The sequence below is a fragment of the Ralstonia sp. Ralssp110 genome (assembly GCF_047325135.1).
GTDB lineage: Bacteria > Pseudomonadota > Gammaproteobacteria > Burkholderiales > Burkholderiaceae > Ralstonia > Ralstonia mojiangensis.
Window position 1 is genome coordinate 3,493,686 of the sequence record NZ_CP168610.1, and the last position, 19,222, is coordinate 3,512,907.

The 19,222-nt window shown below is 65.2% G+C and carries 14 protein-coding genes and 1 riboswitch; of the genes, 4 read left to right on the forward strand and 10 right to left on the reverse strand.

Annotated features, from left to right (window positions below; translation table 11 throughout):
• Nucleotides 1-4 precede the first annotated feature (4 nt).
• Nucleotides 5-700: a hypothetical protein gene (locus ACEN9T_RS25305; RefSeq protein ID WP_413707427.1), complete on the forward strand. Its 696-nt coding sequence runs from the start codon at nt 5-7 to the stop codon at nt 698-700.
• On the opposite strand, the gene ACEN9T_RS25310 is transcribed toward ACEN9T_RS25305, so the two are convergent.
• Nucleotides 679-1,044, reverse strand: coding sequence for a hypothetical protein (locus ACEN9T_RS25310; RefSeq protein ID WP_413707428.1), 366 nt, complete (start codon nt 1,042-1,044; stop codon nt 679-681). The two genes, ACEN9T_RS25305 and ACEN9T_RS25310, sit on opposite strands and share 22 nt — an antisense overlap.
• Before the next feature lie 51 nt (nt 1,045-1,095).
• Here ACEN9T_RS25310 and thiD point away from each other — a divergent pair, with 51 nt between their 5' ends.
• Nucleotides 1,096-2,007, forward strand: coding sequence for a bifunctional hydroxymethylpyrimidine kinase/phosphomethylpyrimidine kinase (gene thiD / locus ACEN9T_RS25315; RefSeq protein ID WP_413707429.1), 912 nt, complete (start codon nt 1,096-1,098; stop codon nt 2,005-2,007).
• 14 nt (nt 2,008-2,021) lie between these two features.
• Nucleotides 2,022-2,378: a DUF4369 domain-containing protein gene (locus ACEN9T_RS25320; RefSeq protein ID WP_092973952.1), complete on the forward strand. Its 357-nt coding sequence runs from the start codon at nt 2,022-2,024 to the stop codon at nt 2,376-2,378.
• 33 nt (nt 2,379-2,411) lie between these two features.
• On the opposite strand, the gene ACEN9T_RS25325 is transcribed toward ACEN9T_RS25320, so the two are convergent.
• From ACEN9T_RS25325 to thiC, 8 genes are all read right to left on the reverse strand, one after another.
• Complete coding sequence (locus tag ACEN9T_RS25325) at nt 2,412-3,995, reverse strand: hypothetical protein (protein ID WP_413707430.1); 1,584 nt, start codon at nt 3,993-3,995, stop codon at nt 2,412-2,414.
• A gap of 9 nt (nt 3,996-4,004) precedes the next feature.
• On the reverse strand, nt 4,005-6,398 hold the full coding sequence (locus tag ACEN9T_RS25330; protein WP_413707431.1) for a DUF3274 domain-containing protein: 2,394 nt from the start codon (nt 6,396-6,398) through the stop codon (nt 4,005-4,007).
• Between the two features lie 222 nt (nt 6,399-6,620).
• Nucleotides 6,621-7,100, reverse strand: coding sequence for a VOC family protein (locus ACEN9T_RS25335; RefSeq protein WP_092973949.1), 480 nt, complete (start codon nt 7,098-7,100; stop codon nt 6,621-6,623).
• Nucleotides 7,101-7,225: 125 nt separating this feature from the next.
• Nucleotides 7,226-8,380: a thiamine phosphate synthase gene (locus ACEN9T_RS25340; RefSeq protein WP_413707432.1), complete on the reverse strand. Its 1,155-nt coding sequence runs from the start codon at nt 8,378-8,380 to the stop codon at nt 7,226-7,228.
• The gene (locus ACEN9T_RS25345) at nt 8,377-9,204 is read right to left on the reverse strand and encodes a thiazole synthase (RefSeq protein WP_413707433.1); all 828 of its coding nucleotides are present in this window, start codon (nt 9,202-9,204) and stop codon (nt 8,377-8,379) included. The genes ACEN9T_RS25340 and ACEN9T_RS25345 overlap by 4 nt, the downstream gene beginning before the upstream one ends.
• Before the next feature lie 9 nt (nt 9,205-9,213).
• Nucleotides 9,214-9,429 carry a sulfur carrier protein ThiS gene (gene thiS / locus ACEN9T_RS25350; RefSeq protein WP_413707434.1) on the reverse strand — a complete coding sequence of 72 codons (216 nt, stop codon included), beginning with the start codon at nt 9,427-9,429 and terminating at the stop codon, nt 9,214-9,216.
• A complete protein-coding gene (locus tag ACEN9T_RS25355; RefSeq protein ID WP_413707435.1) occupies nt 9,426-10,571 on the reverse strand; it encodes an FAD-dependent oxidoreductase in 1,146 nt (381 codons plus the stop codon). The genes thiS and ACEN9T_RS25355 overlap by 4 nt, the downstream gene beginning before the upstream one ends.
• A 12-nt stretch (nt 10,572-10,583) precedes the next feature.
• Nucleotides 10,584-12,491: a phosphomethylpyrimidine synthase ThiC gene (thiC, locus tag ACEN9T_RS25360; protein ID WP_092973938.1), complete on the reverse strand. Its 1,908-nt coding sequence runs from the start codon at nt 12,489-12,491 to the stop codon at nt 10,584-10,586.
• A 99-nt stretch (nt 12,492-12,590) separates the two neighbouring features.
• Nucleotides 12,591-12,692: riboswitch (TPP riboswitch) on the reverse strand.
• A gap of 215 nt (nt 12,693-12,907) precedes the next feature.
• On the opposite strand from thiC, the gene ACEN9T_RS25365 reads away from it, so the two are divergent.
• Complete coding sequence (locus ACEN9T_RS25365) at nt 12,908-14,068, forward strand: NAD(P)H-dependent flavin oxidoreductase (RefSeq protein WP_092973935.1); 1,161 nt, start codon at nt 12,908-12,910, stop codon at nt 14,066-14,068.
• 74 nt (nt 14,069-14,142) lie between these two features.
• Here ACEN9T_RS25365 and ACEN9T_RS25370 read toward each other — a convergent pair whose 3' ends face one another.
• Complete coding sequence (locus ACEN9T_RS25370) at nt 14,143-19,176, reverse strand: putative Ig domain-containing protein (RefSeq protein WP_413707436.1); 5,034 nt, start codon at nt 19,174-19,176, stop codon at nt 14,143-14,145.
• Nucleotides 19,177-19,222 lie beyond the last annotated feature (46 nt).

Consider the following 19,222-nt stretch of genomic DNA (forward strand, 5'->3'; position numbering starts at 1 on the left):
CCGCATGACCCAATCTGTCCGAACTTTGCTCGCCTTCGCGTTCAGCGCGTTTGCTGCCACGGCACTGGCCGCCGGCCCTGCCGCCACACCCGCGCTGACGGCACTGCGTGTCGAACACCAGCTGTCGTCGCTCGGCGCCGACGGCATCCAGCGCGACGTCCGCTTTGCCGAGCGCGTCTATCGCCAGGGCGACCGCGTCTGGATCGCACGCGAACTGCCGCCCGCATCGGCCCACGCCGAACATGACCACGCCGACACCCACGCCGGCCACAAACACGCCGACACCGACACCGCCCCGCGCTGGATCGAACGCGATGGCAAGGGCGCACTCACCGTGCGCGTGGTGAGCGTTTCGCAGCAGAAGAACTACGCCGTGGAACCCGCCGAATACTCCAACATCGGCTTCGACGGCTCATGGGCCACGGCGTATCACCTGCTCGACCCGGCCGCACTCAAAGGCATGCGCGCCGAAGGCCCGGTACGCAACGGCGTGCAGACCTACCGATCGACGCAGGGCGAGCGGACTGTCACCGTCGATTGGGACGTGGGCGGCCAATTCCCGCGTCGCGTGGAATCGCGCAACGCCACCGGCACCCAACGCAAGCTCACGCGCGTGACGGCGTTGCCAGCGCCGGCTGCAGCGCCGTGGGACCGCGCCCAGCGCTACGCTGCTGCTGACTACACCGATCTGATGGACTGACGCGCCGCGCGCCGCACCTCGCCCTCGGCAGTGGAAGCCTCCCGTTCGCGCCTGAAACTGTCGGGCTCCACTGCTTGTGCTTCACGTTCGAGCCAAAAACCGTCACGTTCCAGTGTTTGAGCCTCGCGTTCGAGCCAAAAACTGTCGCGTTCAACGGTCTGTGGTTCACGCTCGAGCCAAAAACCGTCGCGTTCTAGTGTTTGAGCCTCGCGCTCGAGCCAAAAACCGTCGCGTTCTAGTGTTTGAGCCTCGCGTTCGAGCCAAAAACTGTCGCGTTCCAGTGTTTGAGCCTCGCGTTCGAGCCAGAAACCCTCACCCGTGGGGTTCAGAACCCCGCGCGTCAATCCGGCTTCGGTAGCGCTATAGTGCGAACACCCCCATACGCTCGCACCGACATGACGATCACCGACCCGACCCTCGCTGCGTTTGCCGCTCCCGCCTCGCACGTGCCGCGCGTGCTCACCATCGCCGGTTCGGACAGCGGCGGCGGTGCGGGCATCCAGGCTGACCTGAAGACGTTTGCCGCGCTCGGCTGCTACGGCATGTCGGCCATCACGGCCATCACCGCACAGAACACGCTGGGCGTGACGGCGGTGGAATCGCTCACCCCCGACATCGTGGCCGCACAGATCGACGCCGTGGCAAGCGACATTGGCGTCGATGCCGCCAAGACTGGCATGCTCGGTACGCCGCAGGTGGTGGAAGCCATCCTCTCTGCGCTGGACCGCCACCCGATCGCCAACCTCGTCGTCGATCCGGTCATGGTCAGCACCAGCGGCGCGCAGCTCGGCAGCGATGCCACGGCGCAGGCCATGGCGAAGTGGCTCTTCCCGCGCGCGTTGGTCGTCACGCCGAACCTGCCGGAAGCCAGCGCGCTGCTCGGCCGCGAGGTGCGCACTGCCGAAGACATGCTGCCCGCAGCGCGGGACCTGCTGGCGCTTGGGCCCCGCGCCGTGTTGCTCAAGGGTGGGCACCTGAGCGCCACGTCCACCGCCGGTGAAGACGGCGTGCTGCAAGACGTGCTCGTCACCGCGGACGGCACCGAGCGCGTCTACGCCCATACCTACATCGACACGCCGCACACGCACGGCACCGGTTGCACGCTGTCCGCCGCCATTGCCGCGCACCTGGCGCGCGGTGATGCGCTGGAAGTCGCTATCGAAGCCTCGCTCGATTACCTGCTGCATGCCATCGGCGCGGGCCGGCATCTGGCGCTCGGGCGCGGCGCCGGTCCGTTGAACCACGGGTTCGCACCGCGACCGCTCGCAGCACCGCGTTCGCTCGAAGTGGATGTCGAGGAAGACTGATCAGGGGAGCCGCCATGAAACGCCTGCCGATGCTGGTTCGCTGTCTTCCGGTGGCTGCGCTGTGCGCGCTGCTTGGTGCGTGTAATGGCTACATCAGCCTGGGCTCGCCCATCGGCAGCGTCTTCTCGATTGGCGGCACGTTGACCGGGCTGCCCGGCGGCCAATCGATCGTGTTGCTCAACAACGGCCGCGATTCGCTTACGCTGGCGGCCAACGGGCCGTTCGTGTTTGGCGGGCTGGTGCCGTTCGACAATAGCTACGTGGTAACGATCAGCACGCAGCCCGCATCGGCCAACTGCGTGGTGACCAATGGCAGCGGTACGGTCAATGGGGACGTGAACAACGTGCAGGTGACGTGCCAGCCGCGTTGAAGCTATCTGGTCACCGCTTCAGGGAACGTCAGCCTAGTTGCCACCGGTCCGCTCCCCAAACCAAGCCCAATACGCCCGGTTCTCGCCTCGTGCACGGGGCCAGTACGTCACCGGCGGCTTGGGCTGCCAGCCCGGCGGCGGACCAATCAGCACTGCCCAGCTGTCGGTCGCATCGGCTACGCTGGTGATGACGGCGCTCTTGCCGCTCTGGTTTGCGTAAGCCGCCGCAAACGCGGCATTGACAGCAAAGCTTGCAGCCCGGGCCGGTCCCTCCATGTGTTCAGCGACGCTGTACACGTTGGCGATCTGGTCTAGGTCAGGCCACTGCTGATGAATAGCGGCGCGCAACGGCCCCATCAAGGATGTGACATTGCCGGCATGCTTGGGCACGTCGTAGTAGACGCGTTCGACCGGGTGCTGTTCTGAGGCCTGTGCTTGCACGGCTTGAATGAGTCCCGTCCATGCCCCACCGGGATTGGCCGCCTTGTTGCCAATGGCGCCTTGGTGCTGATGCGGGGTGTAGATCGAGGCCAGCGCTGTGTAGCCCCAATCCGCACTCGGGTGGCCGAGGATCAGCAGGGCGGTGTTTTCGTTGGTCTGCTCGCCCATGGGGTAGTTGGGGGCGTCTACGTTCCATACCCACGCCAACTTGTTGGGGTGTTGTGCAAGGAACTTGAGGGCGTCTTGCAGGTTGTAGAAACCCACGTTGGTGTCGCCCGCCGACACCGTGACGTTGGGCAACCTGCCGTCAGGGTTGAGCAGCATGCTTTTGGCTTGAGCATCGCTTGCGATCTCGTGAAACACCAGTCGCCGCACCGCCAGCAGTGAGAGAGTCCGCTCACCAATGATCATTTCCGGAAAGACGCGCGTACCGCGCACAGTCCTACCCTTGTCGTCTTTGTGCAGGGTGACCCAGTAGTCGCGCATGCGTTCTTCGGCGTGGGCGGCATCGTAGGCGAGGATGCTGGGCGCGGGCATGCCCATGGTCTTCTGCTCCTCAAGAAGGTCTTTCTGGCCCGTACTAGGGTGAGTGTCGTCAAGGTACGTTGGCGTGTTCAACCACTCGCGCGGCAAGCCAAAGAACACGTTCGGGTCGAAGTAGTTAGGGCGGCTGGTACCCCGCTTGAGGGAATAGAAGTAATTCGGGTTTTCCAAATAGTCGTTGAAGGTGAGCAGCGGGGCGGTAATCAAATCGCTCAACGCCGTCTCAAATTCATCTCGCTCCACGTGCGACAGGTCTTCTAGCCGCATGCGGCGAGGCACGCCATTGGTCACTTGGCCCACCGCGTCGCCCAGCTTGAAGCGCTTCGCTTGCAAATCGTCGTCATTGGGCTGTGCGAGCCCTTGTGCCCACAGCAGATTCCATTGAGTGGGGTAGCTTCGGCGCATCAGCGGGTTAAGCCATTGCACCCCAAGCAGGACGGCGGCAGGCGCCCGGCCCGGATCACCTTGTTCTGCCTGCGTTTGCATGCGCGGCCAGGCGATGGGCTGGCGATAGTAGGTTTTATTGGTGGGCATCTGGACTCCGGATTGACAAGCAGTAAGCAAGAGAGAGACGGCGACTAGCGCATGGATGGCAGCACGCCGATAAAGGAACGAATGAATTGGATTGCGCATGCTCGCTCCTCAGGCGTGGCGAGGTCCGCCTGGCAACATGTGATGGGCATCGAGGCGCCCTGAATTACGCGCGTCGTCAATGCCTATAGCCTTGACGGCACCCTTGGCGGCGGCGAGATTTTTGTTTTGGGCCAACGCGCCATCCTGATAGAGGGCTCCTTTCGTGTTGTAGTAGGTGAACTCGCTGTCTTTCTTGCGGTCGCGGCCCGCCGGGTATTCATCAGTCTTTTCTGGCTCGCACCACCGCCAATCCGCCATCCGCCGCAACTGGTTCATCAGCAGCTCATCGAAGTGGCACAGACCCACGTCCACGTCATAGGCGAGCACATGTTCGGCATGCATGGCGTTGGTGAGGATGGTGGAATGGTTGGTGGCCTGGGCGTCTTCGCCGTCCTTCATCAAGGCAGTGCGCTCTTGCTGTTCGAAAGCGCCGAACTTCGTGCCACGCAAGGTGTGGTGTTGTGCGGCGTTCATCTTCTCGACATCGCCTTCCGCAAAGGGCACGCCCTTCCTAACGGTGCCGTCATCGTTGTAGATTTCGCGCCGCGCGCGCTGGCGCACCCCGGCGTTCTGGTCGTAGCGCATGGCGGCTTCGCTGGTGGCGTTGCCGTAGCCGGCCTTGCGCTGCTCGGCGTAGGGGTCGAACTGGCCTTCAGGGATGCTCCGCTTGCGGTTCAGCGCATCGCTGGCCGATTCCTTGTGCTGGTTGAAGGGGCCGATGGTGCGCACGCCATCCGGATGTGAGGTCTCGCCGGGTCGAGGCTTGCCGTGCGGCAGGTAGACGGCCTGGGGCACGATGCCACCACTGGGCACCTTGGGGGCATTGACGAGCACGGTCCAGCCATCGGCTGGGTCGGCATTGACGTTGGTGGCGCCCTTGACGGCTTGGCCACCCCACATGAGGGCTTGGATCGGAACGCCGGCAGCGCTGGCGACAAGCTTGCCGAAAATGCCCTTGCGCGAATCGCCCCAGATTCGGGCGAAGGAAACACCCGCGGTGTCTGGGGACGGCGTCCAGAATGTGGGCTTGGTGTTCTGCGGCTTGAAGGTGCCGGCGGTGTCATCCCAGCCGCTGCCCACATCGGCCGGCGTGGCGCCGATGGTGTCATGCCAGTAGCGGTAACGGTAGCCGGGTTCTGCGCCCACCTTGTAAGGCGTGCCCGGCTTGGTTTGTGCCCAGACCCGTTGGAACAGAATGTCACGAGCCTCGGTGGCTTGCACATCCTCGTCGTTCAAGCCAAGCCAGCCCATGCCTTGGACGGGCGAGACGGAGATGACGCGGTCGTGCGGGCAGCAATAGAGGAAGACGCGCCCGCGGGTCTGGTGGTCTGCGCTGTCCTGGGCGGCAGTGCGCGGGGTGTCGCCATTCTGGGGGCACGCGTTGAATCCGAGCTGGTCCACGGCGTGGTGGCTGTAGTGCTGGGCTCGGCCCTGGAAGTGCCGCACGATGTCGAAGAAGCCCTTGAGGCCGGCAACGCGCGCGTCGTAGGTGACGCGGCCTGCGCCGTCGAATTGGCTGAAGTTATCCAGGCGGCTCCCGCGCAGGCTGTAGGGCGGGTTGGCGAGGATGTAGGTGTCGGCTACGCCCAATGATTGGAACTCGGGGTGGTTGGCGCCGAAGTAGGCAGAGGCCAAGCCCACCATGTTGCCTTGGCTGTGGCAGACGACGGTGATGGGGCAATCGCGTTCAAAAATGTCGCGGTGCAGTTCTCGGATGCGGGAGATAAGCTTGGCCAGCCGCCAAGCGGCAAAGGCCTGGTAGTGGCGCGTGGGCGCGCTGTAGATCTGGCGATCGCTGGTTTGCAGGTGCTGGAGTTCAAACAGACCGCCCAACACTTCGCTGTCGGTGCCTTTGCCGAACAGATCCGGCAGGGCGGAGGCACCATTGACGAACGGGCCGCCGCCCCAGGCGTTTTTCTCGTCGAGCAGAATATTGCCACCCACACTGGCAAGCTCGTTGCGGATGGTGCCGTCTTCCTGGACCACGTCTTCACTGCCGGCTTTGTAGCCCCAGCGGAAGCGGATGACGGGGCTGGTGCCGCTGCCCGGTTCAATGAAGGTGTTTGCTTTGAGGTCGTCTGATATATAGCCGTCTTCCGTCAGCTCGGGCGTGTAGCGCATGGGGCGCAGCTTGCCGCTCTCCTTTGGGTGGGCGACCTGTTCGTCATTGCGCTGCAGGCGGGTATTGAGCCCCTTGCAAAGGCCTTCCTCTGCGGCATCAAACCATTCGCCGGTGGAGTTGACGCCATGCACGAAGATGATGACACCGGGTAATGGAGCGGGATAAACAACTTTCAGGCACGGGCTGCCGGGCACGGTGAGAGCTTCGGCCTTGATGCCGTAGAAGGAGCGACGGCGGGCGGTAACGGTAGTTTCGGGCAGAGCCTGTTCAGGGATAGTCATCGTGCAGGACCTCAGGGTGGAAGATGCAAACGCACACAGATCCACCAGTGTCGGAGCGTCGCGCACGAAATCGACGAGACTCAACACTCTTTGACTTCATCGCCTCCGAGGCCTGCCCGCAATGAACAACGACGGGATATGTCCAACGCGGTAATTAGTCGAGAACGCAGGAGAAAAAAAGCGCGGCTCTCGTCCGCGCTTTTTTCTTTGCCACACCGATATTCAGGCCGATGCCGCCGCCTGCTCCTTCGTCCACTTCTCCATGCGCTTGGCCATCTCATCGGGCGCCACGTCTTCCACATGAGTTGAGACCGTCCACACGTGGCCAAACGGGTCCTTCAGCGTGCCGGAGCGGTCGCCGTAGAACTGGTCCACCACCGGGCGGACTTCCGTGCCGCCGGCCTTCAGGGCATTGGCAAACACAGCGTCGACGTTGGGCACATAGATCATCATCCCGACCGACGTACTCTGCAGCGTCTCGGGGCTGGCGCAGGCCATGTTGGGGAATTCATCGGCCAGCATGATCGGTGAATTCCCGATGCGGATTTCGGCGTGCGCGATGGTGCCGTTGGGGCCGTTCATGCGCATGATTTCTGTAGCGCCGAAGGCCTGCTTGTAGAAGTCGATGGCGCGCGCGGCGCCTTTGATGCTCAGGTACGGGGTGACGCTGTGGTAACCCTCGGGGATGGGCTGGACCGCCATGTCTTGTCTCCTGCAGCGTGTTTTCGAAAACCGCTGCGGCAACGACCGCAGCGGCGCACGAACAGGATAGGTCAGCGAAAACCCGGGTGCGCGGCACAAGCGCGCTTGCGTGCAGCGCGCGATGCTTACGCGCGCACGTGCGCCGCGAACGTCGCTTGCAGTGCGTCCACCGCAGCCGGCACATCGGCCGCCTGGGTGATGGCACGCACCACCGCCACAGAGCCCACGCCGGATTCCAGCACACGCGGCATCGCTGCCAGATCGATGCCGCCGATGGCCACCAGTGGCGGGGCCGGCACGCGCGTGCGCATGGCAGCGGCGTAGGCGAACAAGCGGCCGAGGCCCTGCGGCACGGTGGGCATGGTCTTGGTGGGCGTGGCAAACACGGCACCCAGCGCAAGGTAGCTCGGGTTCAACGGTGCGACGCGGAGCATCTCGGCAAAGCCGTGCGTGCTGATGCCAAGGCGCAGACCTGCGGAACGAATGGCTTCCAGGTCAGCATCGTCGATGTCTTCCTGGCCGAGGTGGATGCCGTAGATGCCACTGTTGGGCACCTCGGCGTGAACATCCAGCGAGACTTGCCAATGGTCGTTGATGAACAGGCGCGTGGCGCTGCCGCGTGCGGCGGCTTCTGCGCGGCGCACCTGGTCGACCACGGCTTGCGCGTCGTCCGACTTGAAGCGTAATTGCACCGTCGGCACCTTGAGCGCGACGAGGCGCTCGACCCAGTCCGCATCCGGCACGACAGCGTAGATGCCGAGTTGCGTCGGGCACGGCGCAAAGGCGAGGTCCGCTGCGGTCGGGCACGGCAATGCCGGTTCGAGCACGCGGGGCAGGGCGTCGAAGCGCGTCGGCCAAGCGAGCGCGTCGGCATTGCCTTCGGCGATCCATGCGCGCGCCACGCACAGCGCATCGCGCGGCTCGAACGCCAGCGCGAGTGCCGCGCCGAAGATGGCGGCAAAGTGCGCATCGAATGCATCGCCTTGTGCCGCAGACGTGAAGCGGTAAGTACCTAGGCGGTCGTGCACTGTGTCGATGCGTTGATCGCCTTCCACTGCCGTCAGCACAACAGCGGCGCCAGCAGAGCGAGCGCGTTCGGCTTGAGCCGTATTCGTCGTCAGCAGAACGGTGGCGGGGCTGGTGGCTTCATCGGCGCGGTCGGTCACGCTCCAGGCGTGCGGCGCGCGACCAAACGCTTCCACATGGCGATCGACGATCTGTGCGGCCAATGCAGCCGCTTCCGGCCACGCGGCGGAAAAACGCAAGGCGGATGCACTCATGCCTGCTTCTCTTCCGCATGCCAGAACGGCAAGCCAACAACGGGCGTGCTCGCCTGCGCAACGTCACGCTCGGGCATCGGGCCAGACAGGCGCGCGAGACGGCCGGCCTGCGTGGCCATCGCAAACGCCTGCGCCATCGCCACCGGGTCGCCCGCTTGCGCGACAGCGGTGTTCAGCAGCACGGCGTCGTAGCCCCACTCCATGACTTGCGTGGCGTGTGACGGAACACCCAGGCCGGCATCGACGATGAGCGGCACGTTGGGCAAGCGCTCGCGCAGCAGGCGCAGGCCGTACGGGTTGGTGGGCCCGCGGCCTGTGCCGATGGGCGCGGCCCAGGGCATCAGCGCCTGGCAGCCGACGTCGAGCAGGCGGCGGCACAGCACGAGATCTTCGGTGCAATACGGCAGCACCTTGAAGCCATCGCGGATGAGGCGTTCGGCGGCGGCGGGCAGGGCGAGCGTATCGGGCTGCAGCGTGTAGTCATCACCGATGACTTCGAGCTTGATCCAGTCGGTCTCGAACACTTCGCGCGACATCTGCGCGAGCGTGTAAGCCTCGTCGGCGGAATAGCAGCCAGCGGTGTTCGGCAGCACGGGCACGCCGAGCGCGCGCAGCATCTTCCAGAAGCCGGCGCCGCCTTCGGGCGAGCCGGCGCTCTGGCGGCGCAGCGCGACTGTGAGCATGGCCGGGTTGGACACGCGCACCGCGTCTTCCAGCGCTTGCGGCGACGGATAACGCGCCGTGCCGAGCAGCAGGCGCGAGGCGAAGGTTTCGTCGTACAGGCGCAGCGGGTCCGCCACGGCGGAAAGATTCGTAGTGGTCATCAAAGACTCCTAGCCGCCCACGACAGGCTGCACGAGTGCAATGCGGTCGCCCGTGTTGAGCGCATGCTGCGCATGGCGCGCCTTGGGCACAAAGTCGCCGTTCACCGATGCGGCAAACGGCGGCGCGATCTGCAGTTGCGGCGCGGCGGCACCAATGGCATCAGCCAGCGTGCTGCCCGCAGGCAGCGCAAGCAACAGATCGTTGAGGGTGACGTTCAGCGTCATGACAAAACAGGTTCGGGGGATACGGCGCCAGCGAACAGCGCAGGCCATTCGCAGTCGTCCGTATCGAAGGCACAGCCGTCCAGCACGTCGCACGCCGCTGCCACCGCGGCTCGGGTGACGGCGGGCGCGATCATGTAGCCGTGCCGGTACAGGCCATTGACCGACAGCGTGCCAGCGCCATCCCAGCGGATGGCCGGACGGTGGTCCGGGAGCGTCGGCCGGCACTGCGTGTTCAGCTCGAGCACGCGTGCCTCGCCAAACGCGGGGTGCACGGCGTAGGCCGCAGACAGCAGCTCCAGCGTGGAACGCACGCTTGCCGGCGACATGTCGTCGGATTCAAGCTCGGTCGCGCCAATCACGTAGACATTGCCCGGCTTGGGCGCGATGTACAGCGGATAGCGCGGATGCAGCATGCGCACCGGCCGCGTGAGCGACACGTCGGGCGCATGGATGCGCGCCACCTCGCCGCGCAGGCCACGCAAGCGCGGCCATTGCGGCTTGGCACCCAGGCCACGGCAATCGAGCACGAGGCGCGCGCCAAGCCCTGCAGCGGCCAGCGCGTCGGGGCTCGGATCAGCAACTTCCGTGTTCCAGCGCAGTTGCACGCCCAGCGCTTCAAGCTCGGTCGCCAGCGCATCCAACACGCCACGCGGGTCCAGTTGGCCTTCGCCCGCCAGATACAGACCTTGCGTGAAGCGCTGCGCGAGAAGCGGCTCGAGCTGGGCAATGCCGGCCGCGTCCACGGCTCGCAGATCGGCGGCCACGCGCTCAGGCGGCGCGGCATTGCGCACGTGGTTGGCAAACAGCGATGCCTCTCCACGGTCTGCCGCATGCCAGACCACCAGCGTGCCGGCCTCTTGGAAGAAGACCGGCGTGCGCAGCTTGGGCAACCAATCGCGCCACAGCGCCAGGCTTGCCAACCCCAAATCCACAACAAAACGATCCGCCACGGCGGCTTCGGCCAGCGGTGCCAGCATGGCGGCAGCAACATACGCCGCGGCACCGCTACCGTCGCGCGGGCCGCGCTCCACCACGGCAATGCGCGCGGGGGGTACCCCCGTTTGCGCGAGCTGCCAGGCACACAGGCGGCCAGCGAGGCCGCCACCGAGGATCGTTACGTCGAATGAAGTCGAGGTTGGCATTGCACCGGTTGGTTAGCTGTAGATCTTGCTGCCGCTCTTGCGGAACTCGATCGACTTTTCTTCCATGCCCGCAGTTGGGTTAACTGCTGCGGCTGTGGCGTTGGCGTCGAGCGTTGCCGCGTAGTCGCGCACTTCCTGCGTGATCTTCATCGAGCAGAACTTCGGACCGCACATCGAACAGAAGTGCGCGATCTTGGCGCCCTCGGCCGGCAGCGTTTCATCGTGGAAGGCACGCGCCTTTTCCGGGTCGAGGCCGAGGTTGAACTGGTCTTCCCAGCGGAATTCGAAGCGTGCCTTGGACAGCGCGTTGTCACGCAGCTGCGCGCCCGGCCAGCCCTTGGCAAGGTCAGCCGCGTGCGCAGCGATCTTGTAGGTGATGATGCCTTCGCGCACGTCTTCCTTGTCCGGCAGGCCCAGGTGCTCCTTGGGCGTGACGTAGCAGAGCATGGCCGTACCGTACCAGCCGATGTTGGCTGCGCCGATGCCGCTGGTGATGTGGTCGTAGCCCGGGGCGATGTCGGTCACCAGCGGGCCCAGCGTGTAGAACGGGGCTTCGAAGCAGTGCTTCAGCTCTTCGTCCATGTTGGCCTGCACGCGTTGCAGCGGCACGTGGCCCGGGCCCTCGATCATGACCTGCACGTCGTGCTCCCACGCCTTCTTGGTGAGTTCGCCCAGCGTGTGCAGCTCGCCAAATTGCGCGGCGTCGTTCGAGTCGGCAATGCAACCCGGGCGCAGACCATCGCCCAGGCTGAACGACACGTCGTACGCCTTCATGATTTCGCAGATCTCGTCGAAGTGCGTGTACAGGAAGTTTTCCTTGTGATGCGCCAGGCACCACTTGGCCATGATCGAACCACCGCGCGAAACGATGCCCGTGATGCGGTCGGCCGTCAGCGGCACGTAGCGCAGCAGCACGCCCGCGTGGATGGTGAAGTAGTCCACGCCTTGCTCGGCCTGTTCGATCAGCGTGTCGCGGAACATCTCCCACGTCAGGTCTTCAGCCACGCCGCCGGTCTTGTCCAGCGCCTGGTAGATGGGCACCGTGCCGATAGGCACCGGCGAGTTGCGCAGGATCCATTCGCGCGTCTCGTGAATGTGCTTGCCGGTGGACAAGTCCATGATCGTGTCGGCGCCCCAGCGGATCGCCCACACCATCTTTTCCACTTCCTCGGCCAGCGACGACGTCACTGCCGAGTTGCCGAGGTTGCCGTTGATCTTCACGCGGAAGTTGCGGCCGATGGCCATCGGCTCCAGCTCGGTGTGGTTGATGTTGGCGGGGATGATCGCGCGGCCTGCAGCGATTTCCGCACGCACGAATTCCGGCGTGATGTCTTCCGGACGCTGCGGCAGGTTGGCGCCGTAGGAGAAGCCCGGATGCTGCTTAAGCAGTTGGCGGTACTCGGGCTTGTCTTGCAGCGCCTGCAGGTTCAGCGATTCGCGCAGCGCGACGTACTCCATTTCCGGCGTGATGATGCCGCGACGCGCATAGTGCATCTGGCTTACGTTGGCGCCGGCCTTGGCGCGGCGCGGGTTCGTCAGTTGTGCAAAGCGCAGGTGGGCCGTGGCCGGGTCGTTGGCACGCGTGCGGCCGTATTCGGACGACAGGCCCGAGAGGATTTCCGTATCGCCGCGCTCGTCGATCCACTTGGCGCGCAGCGGGGCGAGGCCCGCCTTCAGATCAATGTGCACGTCCGGATCGGAGTACGGGCCCGAGGTGTCGTATACCGGCACCGGCGGGTTCAGCATCTCGCCCTTGTCGGTGCGCGTGGCGGTCTGCTTGATGGTGCGCATCGGCACGCGGATGTCCGCGCGGCTGCCGACGATGTAGGTCTTGCTGGAGGCCGGATAGGCGAACTTCTGGTCGAGCTCGGACTGCAGCGAGTCGAACGATGCGGCGGGGGCGTTTTTGGCTTGGGGCATGGTCTCGTCCTAGATTCTGTGGCCTGGTGGAGCAGGCAGTGGACGAAACCGGGAGAGGTGGCGTGACCCGAAGAACTGAGGGGTGGGCTGCCAGAGACTACGCGGTGTTCTGAAACTTCCCACGCCGGTACGAACCGGATCGGGTGCGAAGGGACTCTCTCAGCCGCACGGCCCATCCGTACGGCACCCCTGTTTCATCCAACGAGGCTGAATTTAAGCACAGGGCCGTCGGCGTTGCCAGCACGAAAACCAGTGAGTTGACGGTCGACGGGTCATTTCAGTCCAAACCGCCGCGCAATGTGCGGCGGCGCGCACCGGCGGGGCTCGCCTTGATCTTGCGCAACCCCGCTGCGTTTCACCTATGCGACGCTCAGTCCCTTTTCTATTGCATTGCGGCACGGCCGCTGGGAGTTGTCATGCTGGAACGTCGGTTCACACTCGCGGGGCGCAGCCTCGTACCCATCGTGCAGGGCGGGATGGGCGTGGGTATTTCGGCGCACCGGCTGGCCGGCGCCGTGGCGCGCGAAGGCGGCGTCGGCACCATCGCCAGCATCGACTTGCGGCATCACCACGCAGACCTTGTTGCCGCCACCGAGAAATCGCACGACAAGGACGCCATCAACGCCGCCAACCTCGTCGCGCTGGACCGCGAGATCCGCGCCGCGCGTGAAGGCAGCCAGGGCAACGGCATGATCGCCGTGAACGTGATGAAGGCGGTGGAATCGCACCCCGCGCTGGTGCGTCAGGCGTGCGAGAGCGGCGCCGATGCCATCGTCATGGGCGCGGGGCTTCCGCTCGATCTGCCCGAGATGACCGCCGAGCACCCGAGGGTCGCGCTGATCCCGATCCTTTCCGACTCGCGCGGCGTGGGCGTGGTGCTCAAGCGGTGGATGAAGAAGTCGCGCTTGCCGGATGCGGTGGTGATCGAGCATCCGACGCACGCCGGCGGCCACCTGGGCGCAGCCCGCATCGAAGACCTGCGCGACGAACGCTTTTCGTTCGCGCGGGTGCTGGACGAATGCCGTGAACTGTTCATCAAGCTGGGGCTGGCTGCGGAACAGATTCCGATCATCCTTGCAGGTGGCATCGATTCGCATGCCAAGGTGAAGCATTGGCTCGACAAGGGCGCCGCTGCGGTGCAGCTCGGCACTGCATTTGCGGTGACAGAAGAGGGCGATGCGCACGTGCGCTTCAAGCGGGTGCTGACGGGCGCGGAGCAAGGCGATATCGGCGAGTTCGTCAGCGTGGCCGGGTTGCCGGCGCGGGCGGTGATGACGCCGTGGTTGTCGCGTTATCTGTCGCGCGAAAGCGCGCTGCAGGCGAAAGCCAAGGTGCGGGATTGCCTGCAAGGGTTCGATTGTTTGCAGACGTGCGGGCTGCGGGATGGGATTGGGAAGGTGGGGCAGTTCTGCATTGACCTGAAGCTTGCGCAGGCGCTGCGGGGAGATGTGGAGCGCGGGCTATTTTTCCGCGGGGCTGGGAAGTTGCCGTTTGGGGAGGCGATTCGGCCGGTGCGGGAACTGATGCATTACTTGTTGACTGGGGAAAAGCCGGCGGAATCCTCGACGGCAACCTGATGCGCTGAGATCGCGCCCGAAAAAAAAGCCAGCCCGAAGGCTGGCTTTTTGTTGGGCGCTTACCGCTTGTTGCTTCAGAACGGTGCAGCAAACGTCAACCGAATCCCCTGCTGCAAACCGCCCATCCCAGCCATCACGCTGTAGTCCAACCCAAACGTGAGCGGCCCGGTGCGGAACTTCGTTCCCAACCCGATCTGCATGCGATCGCGCCCAAACGGCGTACCCGGCACGTAGTAAGCAGGGCCCGCCGATGCCAGATCGGCATACGCCAACCCCGCATTGCTCTGTCCATTGAAGTCGTGCTGGTACTCCACCCGTGCGAACGGCAGGAACGTGCCCCACTTGGTCTTCTGCGTGTATTCCGCACGCAGGCCGAGCGTGCCGGATACCGTCGTCACCGTCTGGTCGAAATACGTCAGCGCATTGATGCCGGCGCCCGATTCCGTGAACTGATCCAGCGTCGATTGCGAGACCGCCAGGCGCCCGTAAGGCGAGATCAGCCAGGTGCGATCGCGATGCTCATAGCCGGCCGACACGGAGGCGAACACTTGCTTGCCGTTGCGCTTGCCGGTGGCAAAGTCGTTGGAGTCCGTCACCCAGCGGCGCGAGTCGAAACTGAGCGTGCCGAAGCCGGCCACGCCATCGACGAACAACGAAGGCAGCGGGCGATAGCTGCCGTAGAGCGCAAGGCTATAGCTGTCGCCCGTGCTCTTGGTGCCCGCGTTGCCGATGTCGGTGGAGTCACGCCCGTAGCCGAAGCCACCGCCGATCGAGAGCTGATCGGACACGCGGTAATCGGCGCCCGCCGTCACGCCGCCTGTGGTGAAGCGGAAACCGGATCGTTGCGTGCCCGCGTTGGCGAAACCAAAGTCCAGCGTACCGGCGCTCCAGAACGCGAGATTCGGATCGGTGTTGTCCGGGCCCACGCCGGCTGCGTCGGCACCGGGCAGGTCGGGACCGGCATCTGCGTTCGACTTGTCGGTGTTGCCGCTGGCCGCATCGGTATTGCGCTTGCCCCGTGCGAACGGCCGCACGCCTTGGCCCTCACCGCGCATGCAGGCATCGTGCGCGGAAATGCCGACCACATCCTGGCAACGCGCCTGCATGTCCACGCGCTGGCCCGGCATGGCGACTGTCAGACCGTTGCCTGACGGTGCCCGGCCCGTGCCATGCAGCGCTTCCAGACGACGGTTGTAGTTGTCGATCTGCGTGGTGGCAAAGCGGCGCGCGGCCTGCACTTGCGCGTTGATCAGACCTGCCACATCCGGGTCGGCCGAGGGGTCCTTGCGCGGCGCCACGCTCACCTGCACCGTGGCCGGCGCCGAGGTGGCAAACGCGTTGGACAGCGTGTACGTCAGCACGGCCTGGCCGCTGTAGGTGCCCGACGGCGTGAAGTTCATCACATAGGTCGATGCCGCCGCAGCCGGACTCCTCACGCCCGCCGGCGTCTGCACAGCCTTCTGCACAATCGTGGCCGTGCCGGCGTTGGCCGGCACTACCGACACCAGCGTCGCCGCCGTGAAGGGGCCACCCGTGGCGCCTTCGGTCAAGTCCACGCTCACCGCCTGGCCCGACGACGTGGTGGCCTGTTTCTGCGCTACGGCAATGGGCACCGCATTCACGTTGACCGTCACCGGAATCGGCGCAGATGTGCCGGCCGTGTTGATCAGCGCATAGGTGAAGTTGACGGCGCCGGAGGTGGTCGGGGTCGGGGTGTAAACGATGTCCAGACCGTTGACGACGGCGGTGCCGCTGGCAGGCGGACTGACAATCGCAATGGACGAGAACGGACCGCCCGTTGCATTGGCCGTTGCATGCAGCGTGATCGGCGCCGTCGACATGGTGGTGGCCGTGATTGCCGGCGCGGTGCCGATCACCTGGCCCACCGCGATCGTGTAGCTGCGTGTCCCGTTGTACGGGGCGCCGGTGCCTGTGCTGCTGTCAGTGGCCTTCACAGTGAACGTACTGCTGCCCAGCGTAGTGGGCGTGCCCGACAGAACGCCTGTGCTGGCGTTCAGGCTGAGGCCCGCTGGCAACGTACCTGTGGACACGGCGTACGTGTAAGGCGCGGTGCCGCCGGCCGCACTGAAGGTCTGGCTGTAGGCCGTGGTGATCTGGGCCGGGTTAGCGGCCGCAGGACTCACCGTGACCGTGGGCGCACCGATGGTGACGCTGTAGGCACGGCTGGCCGTGAAGCTATTGGCATCCGTCGCCGTGATGGTGAAGTTGAACGTTCCGCCTGCGGTAGGCGTGCCCGAGAGGACGCCGGTGGTGGTGTTCAAGCTCAGGCCTGCCGGCAACGCACCCGCCGTCACAGCGTAGGTGTACGGTGCGGTGCCATTGGCTGCCGAGATGGTTTGGCTGTACGCCGATGCAATCGCCGGGTTGGGCAGCGTGGCCGGCGATACCGTCACGCTAGGCGCGGCGATGATGAGCGTATAGACCCCGCCGACCGCAAATGGGGCACCCGTCCCCGTCGAACTGTCGGTCGCGGTGACGGTAAAGCTGACCGTGCCGGCCGTGGTTGGGGTACCTGCCAGCGTGCCGGTGGCGCCGTTCCAGGTCAGGCCCGCGGGCATGGTGCCGCTGTTGACTACAAGGCCATAGGTGTACGGGCTCGTACCACCACTTGCCGTGAAGTTGCGGCTGTACGCCGTGCCTGCGACACCGCCGAGAGAACCCGAGGCCGGTGTGATGGTCAAGGTGGGCGACCCAATCGTCAGCGAGTAGGCGCGGCTTCCGGTGTAGGGACCGGTTCCGGTGCTGCTGTCAGTCGCGGTGACGGTGAAGTTGAACGCACCACCGGACGTGGGTGTACCCGACAGCGTGCCGTTACTGGACAGCGTAAGCCCCGCCGGGAGCGAACCCGCCGTGACGGCATACGTGTAGGAACCTGTGCCGCCGCTGGCCAAGATGGTCTGGCTGTAAGCCGTAGCGACGGTAGCGCCCGGCAGCGTGCTCGGGCTCACCGTGACGGTGGCAGCGCTCACCGTCAGGGTGTACGCACGGGAGCCGGTATAGCTGTTGGCGTCGGTGGCCGTGACGGTGAAGTTGAAGGTGCCGCCCGCCGTGGGCGTGCCGGTGATCGCCCCGGTGCTGCCGTTCAAGCTCAGGCCCGCTGGCAGCGCACCCGCAGTCAGTGCGTAGCTATAAGGCGCGGCACCCCCGCTGGCCGTGGCAGTCTGGCTGTAGGCGGCGCCGACGGTTGCCGCGCTCAGTGTGGTGGGCGACACAGTAATGGTGGGCGCCGAGGTGGTCAGCGTGTAGGTGCCAGACGTGCTGTACGGCCCCGTGCCGGTTGCGTGGTCCGTGGTAGTCACCGTGAAATTCACCACGCCCGTGGTGGTGGGCGTACCGGACAACACGCCGGTACCGGTGTTGAACGAGAGACCGGTCGGCATCGTGCCGCTATTGACGGCAAGGCTATACGTGTATGGCGCCAGGCCGCCACTGCCTGTGAAGGTCTGGCTGTAGGCCACGCCGGCCGAAGCGCTGAGACTGCCCGATGCCGGTGTGATCGCCAACGTGGGCGCATTGACGACCAGCGTATAGGCGCGGCTGCCTGTATACGGGCCGCTGCCGGTACTGCTATCGGTGGCGGTCACGGTGAAGTTGAACGTGCCGCCTGCCGTGGGCGTCCCCGACAGCGCGCCGCCAGAACTGAGCGTGAGGCCAGCCGGCAACGCTCCGGAAGTGACGGCGTAGGTGTAGGCCGCCGTACCGCCGCTGGCCGTTATCGTCTGGCTATATGCCGTGGCAACGGTGGCATTGGTCAGCGCGGACGGCGAGAGCGTGATCGTCGGTGCAGCGACAGTCAGCGTGAGCGTGCCGCTGGTCGCCGTGAACGGACCGGTGCCTGTGCTGCTGTCGGTGGCCGTGACGGTGAAGTTGAACGTACCGCCCGCCGTGGGCGTGCCCGACAGCGTGCCGTCGCTGGCCAGCGAGATGCCGGCGGGCAGCGCGCCCGACGCAATCGTGTAGGTATAAGGCGCCGTACCGCCGCTGGCGGAAGCCAGCGTTTGGCTATAAGCCGTATCCACCGTGCCGGCTGCAGGCGAGGACGGCCCATACGTGACGGTCGGATTCGACACGGTGACAGTCACGGTGGCGGGCGCAGACGTGCCACCCGCGTTGGTCGCGGTGTACGTGAATGAGTCCGGGCCTGAGTAGGACGCGCTGGGCGTATAGGTGATCGACGTGCCCGACGCGGTGGCTGTGCCGTGCGCTGCCTGCGTTGCGACGGCCACGCCGGTCGGCGCGCCGCCGGTAATGTTCAGCGTGACGGGGTTGCTTGTGCTGCCGTGTGCAACGGTGGTGCTGACCGCGTTCGCAACAGGAGGCGCTACAAAGGTGTATTGGTCGGACGCGTTGGTCGGGCTGGTTCCGTTAGCGTTGGTTACGGTGATGTCAACCGTCCCGGCCGCCCCTGCGGGCGAGGTGGCTGTGATCGACGTTGCGCTGTTGACGGTGTAGCTGGTGGCGTTGGTCGCGCCAAACTTGACCGCAGTGGCGCTGGTGAAATTGGTGCCGATGATGGCGACGGAGGTGCCGCCGGCGGTGGTCCCTGAGTTCGGCGCAATGCTCGTCACCGTCGGCGCAGTAGGGATCACGGTAATGGTCAACGAGCCGGTAGGCGTCCAGTTGCCATTGTTATCTGTCACATAGAACGTCGCGGTATCCGTGCCGCTGAAGGAGGGGTTCGGGGGCGTGTAGACGAAACCGTTCTGGGCACCGCTGCCGCCGGGAACATTGGCGAAAATATAGAAGGTACCGCCTTGCGTGGTTGGTGTAGTGACGGCGCCCGAGGTGTTGTCGAAGTTTTGGTCCCCGAAGGTGTCGAACGCTATCCCTACGTTAAGCGGGTCACATGCGGCATTTTCACCAGCCGTCAGCGAGTAGGTTTTCGTCGTGTTTTGCTGCATCGAAAACGAGACGGAGCATGAGATGTTCGCGAGCGCCCCCTGCGACAACACGGTCAACCAGATCGCCAGCAAGGCCAGTAGGCCCCGGCGCATCCATTTCCGCCCCTGCGCCTCCAGGCACCGGAACATTGACCATCCGGCGACCCCACGCCGGCCATACGGGCTGCTTTGTGTCAGCACGCGCATTTCTCCCTCGTTCCGCCCGCTCTGTCGCGGGCTTTTCTCTTTGTGG

Excerpts from the sequence above, each read along its gene's own strand:
- ACEN9T_RS25335 (WP_092973949.1), bottom strand. The coding sequence starts at position 7,100 with ATGGCGGTCCAGCCCATCCCCGAGGGTTACCACAGCGTCACCCCGTAC.
- ACEN9T_RS25330 (WP_413707431.1), bottom strand. The coding sequence starts at position 6,398 with ATGACTATCCCTGAACAGGCTCTGCCCGAAACTACCGTTACCGCCCGC.
- ACEN9T_RS25320 (WP_092973952.1), top strand. The coding sequence starts at position 2,022 with ATGAAACGCCTGCCGATGCTGGTTCGCTGTCTTCCGGTGGCTGCGCTG.
- ACEN9T_RS25370 (WP_413707436.1), bottom strand. The coding sequence starts at position 19,176 with ATGCGCGTGCTGACACAAAGCAGCCCGTATGGCCGGCGTGGGGTCGCC.
- ACEN9T_RS25345 (WP_413707433.1), bottom strand. The coding sequence starts at position 9,204 with ATGACCACTACGAATCTTTCCGCCGTGGCGGACCCGCTGCGCCTGTAC.
- ACEN9T_RS25340 (WP_413707432.1), bottom strand. The coding sequence starts at position 8,380 with ATGAGTGCATCCGCCTTGCGTTTTTCCGCCGCGTGGCCGGAAGCGGCT.
- ACEN9T_RS25355 (WP_413707435.1), bottom strand. The coding sequence starts at position 10,571 with ATGCCAACCTCGACTTCATTCGACGTAACGATCCTCGGTGGCGGCCTC.
- ACEN9T_RS25325 (WP_413707430.1), bottom strand. The coding sequence starts at position 3,995 with ATGCGCAATCCAATTCATTCGTTCCTTTATCGGCGTGCTGCCATCCAT.
- thiS (WP_413707434.1), bottom strand. The coding sequence starts at position 9,429 with ATGACGCTGAACGTCACCCTCAACGATCTGTTGCTTGCGCTGCCTGCG.
- thiD (WP_413707429.1), top strand. The coding sequence starts at position 1,096 with ATGACGATCACCGACCCGACCCTCGCTGCGTTTGCCGCTCCCGCCTCG.
- ACEN9T_RS25365 (WP_092973935.1), top strand. The coding sequence starts at position 12,908 with ATGCTGGAACGTCGGTTCACACTCGCGGGGCGCAGCCTCGTACCCATC.
- thiC (WP_092973938.1), bottom strand. The coding sequence starts at position 12,491 with ATGCCCCAAGCCAAAAACGCCCCCGCCGCATCGTTCGACTCGCTGCAG.
- ACEN9T_RS25305 (WP_413707427.1), top strand. The coding sequence starts at position 5 with ATGACCCAATCTGTCCGAACTTTGCTCGCCTTCGCGTTCAGCGCGTTT.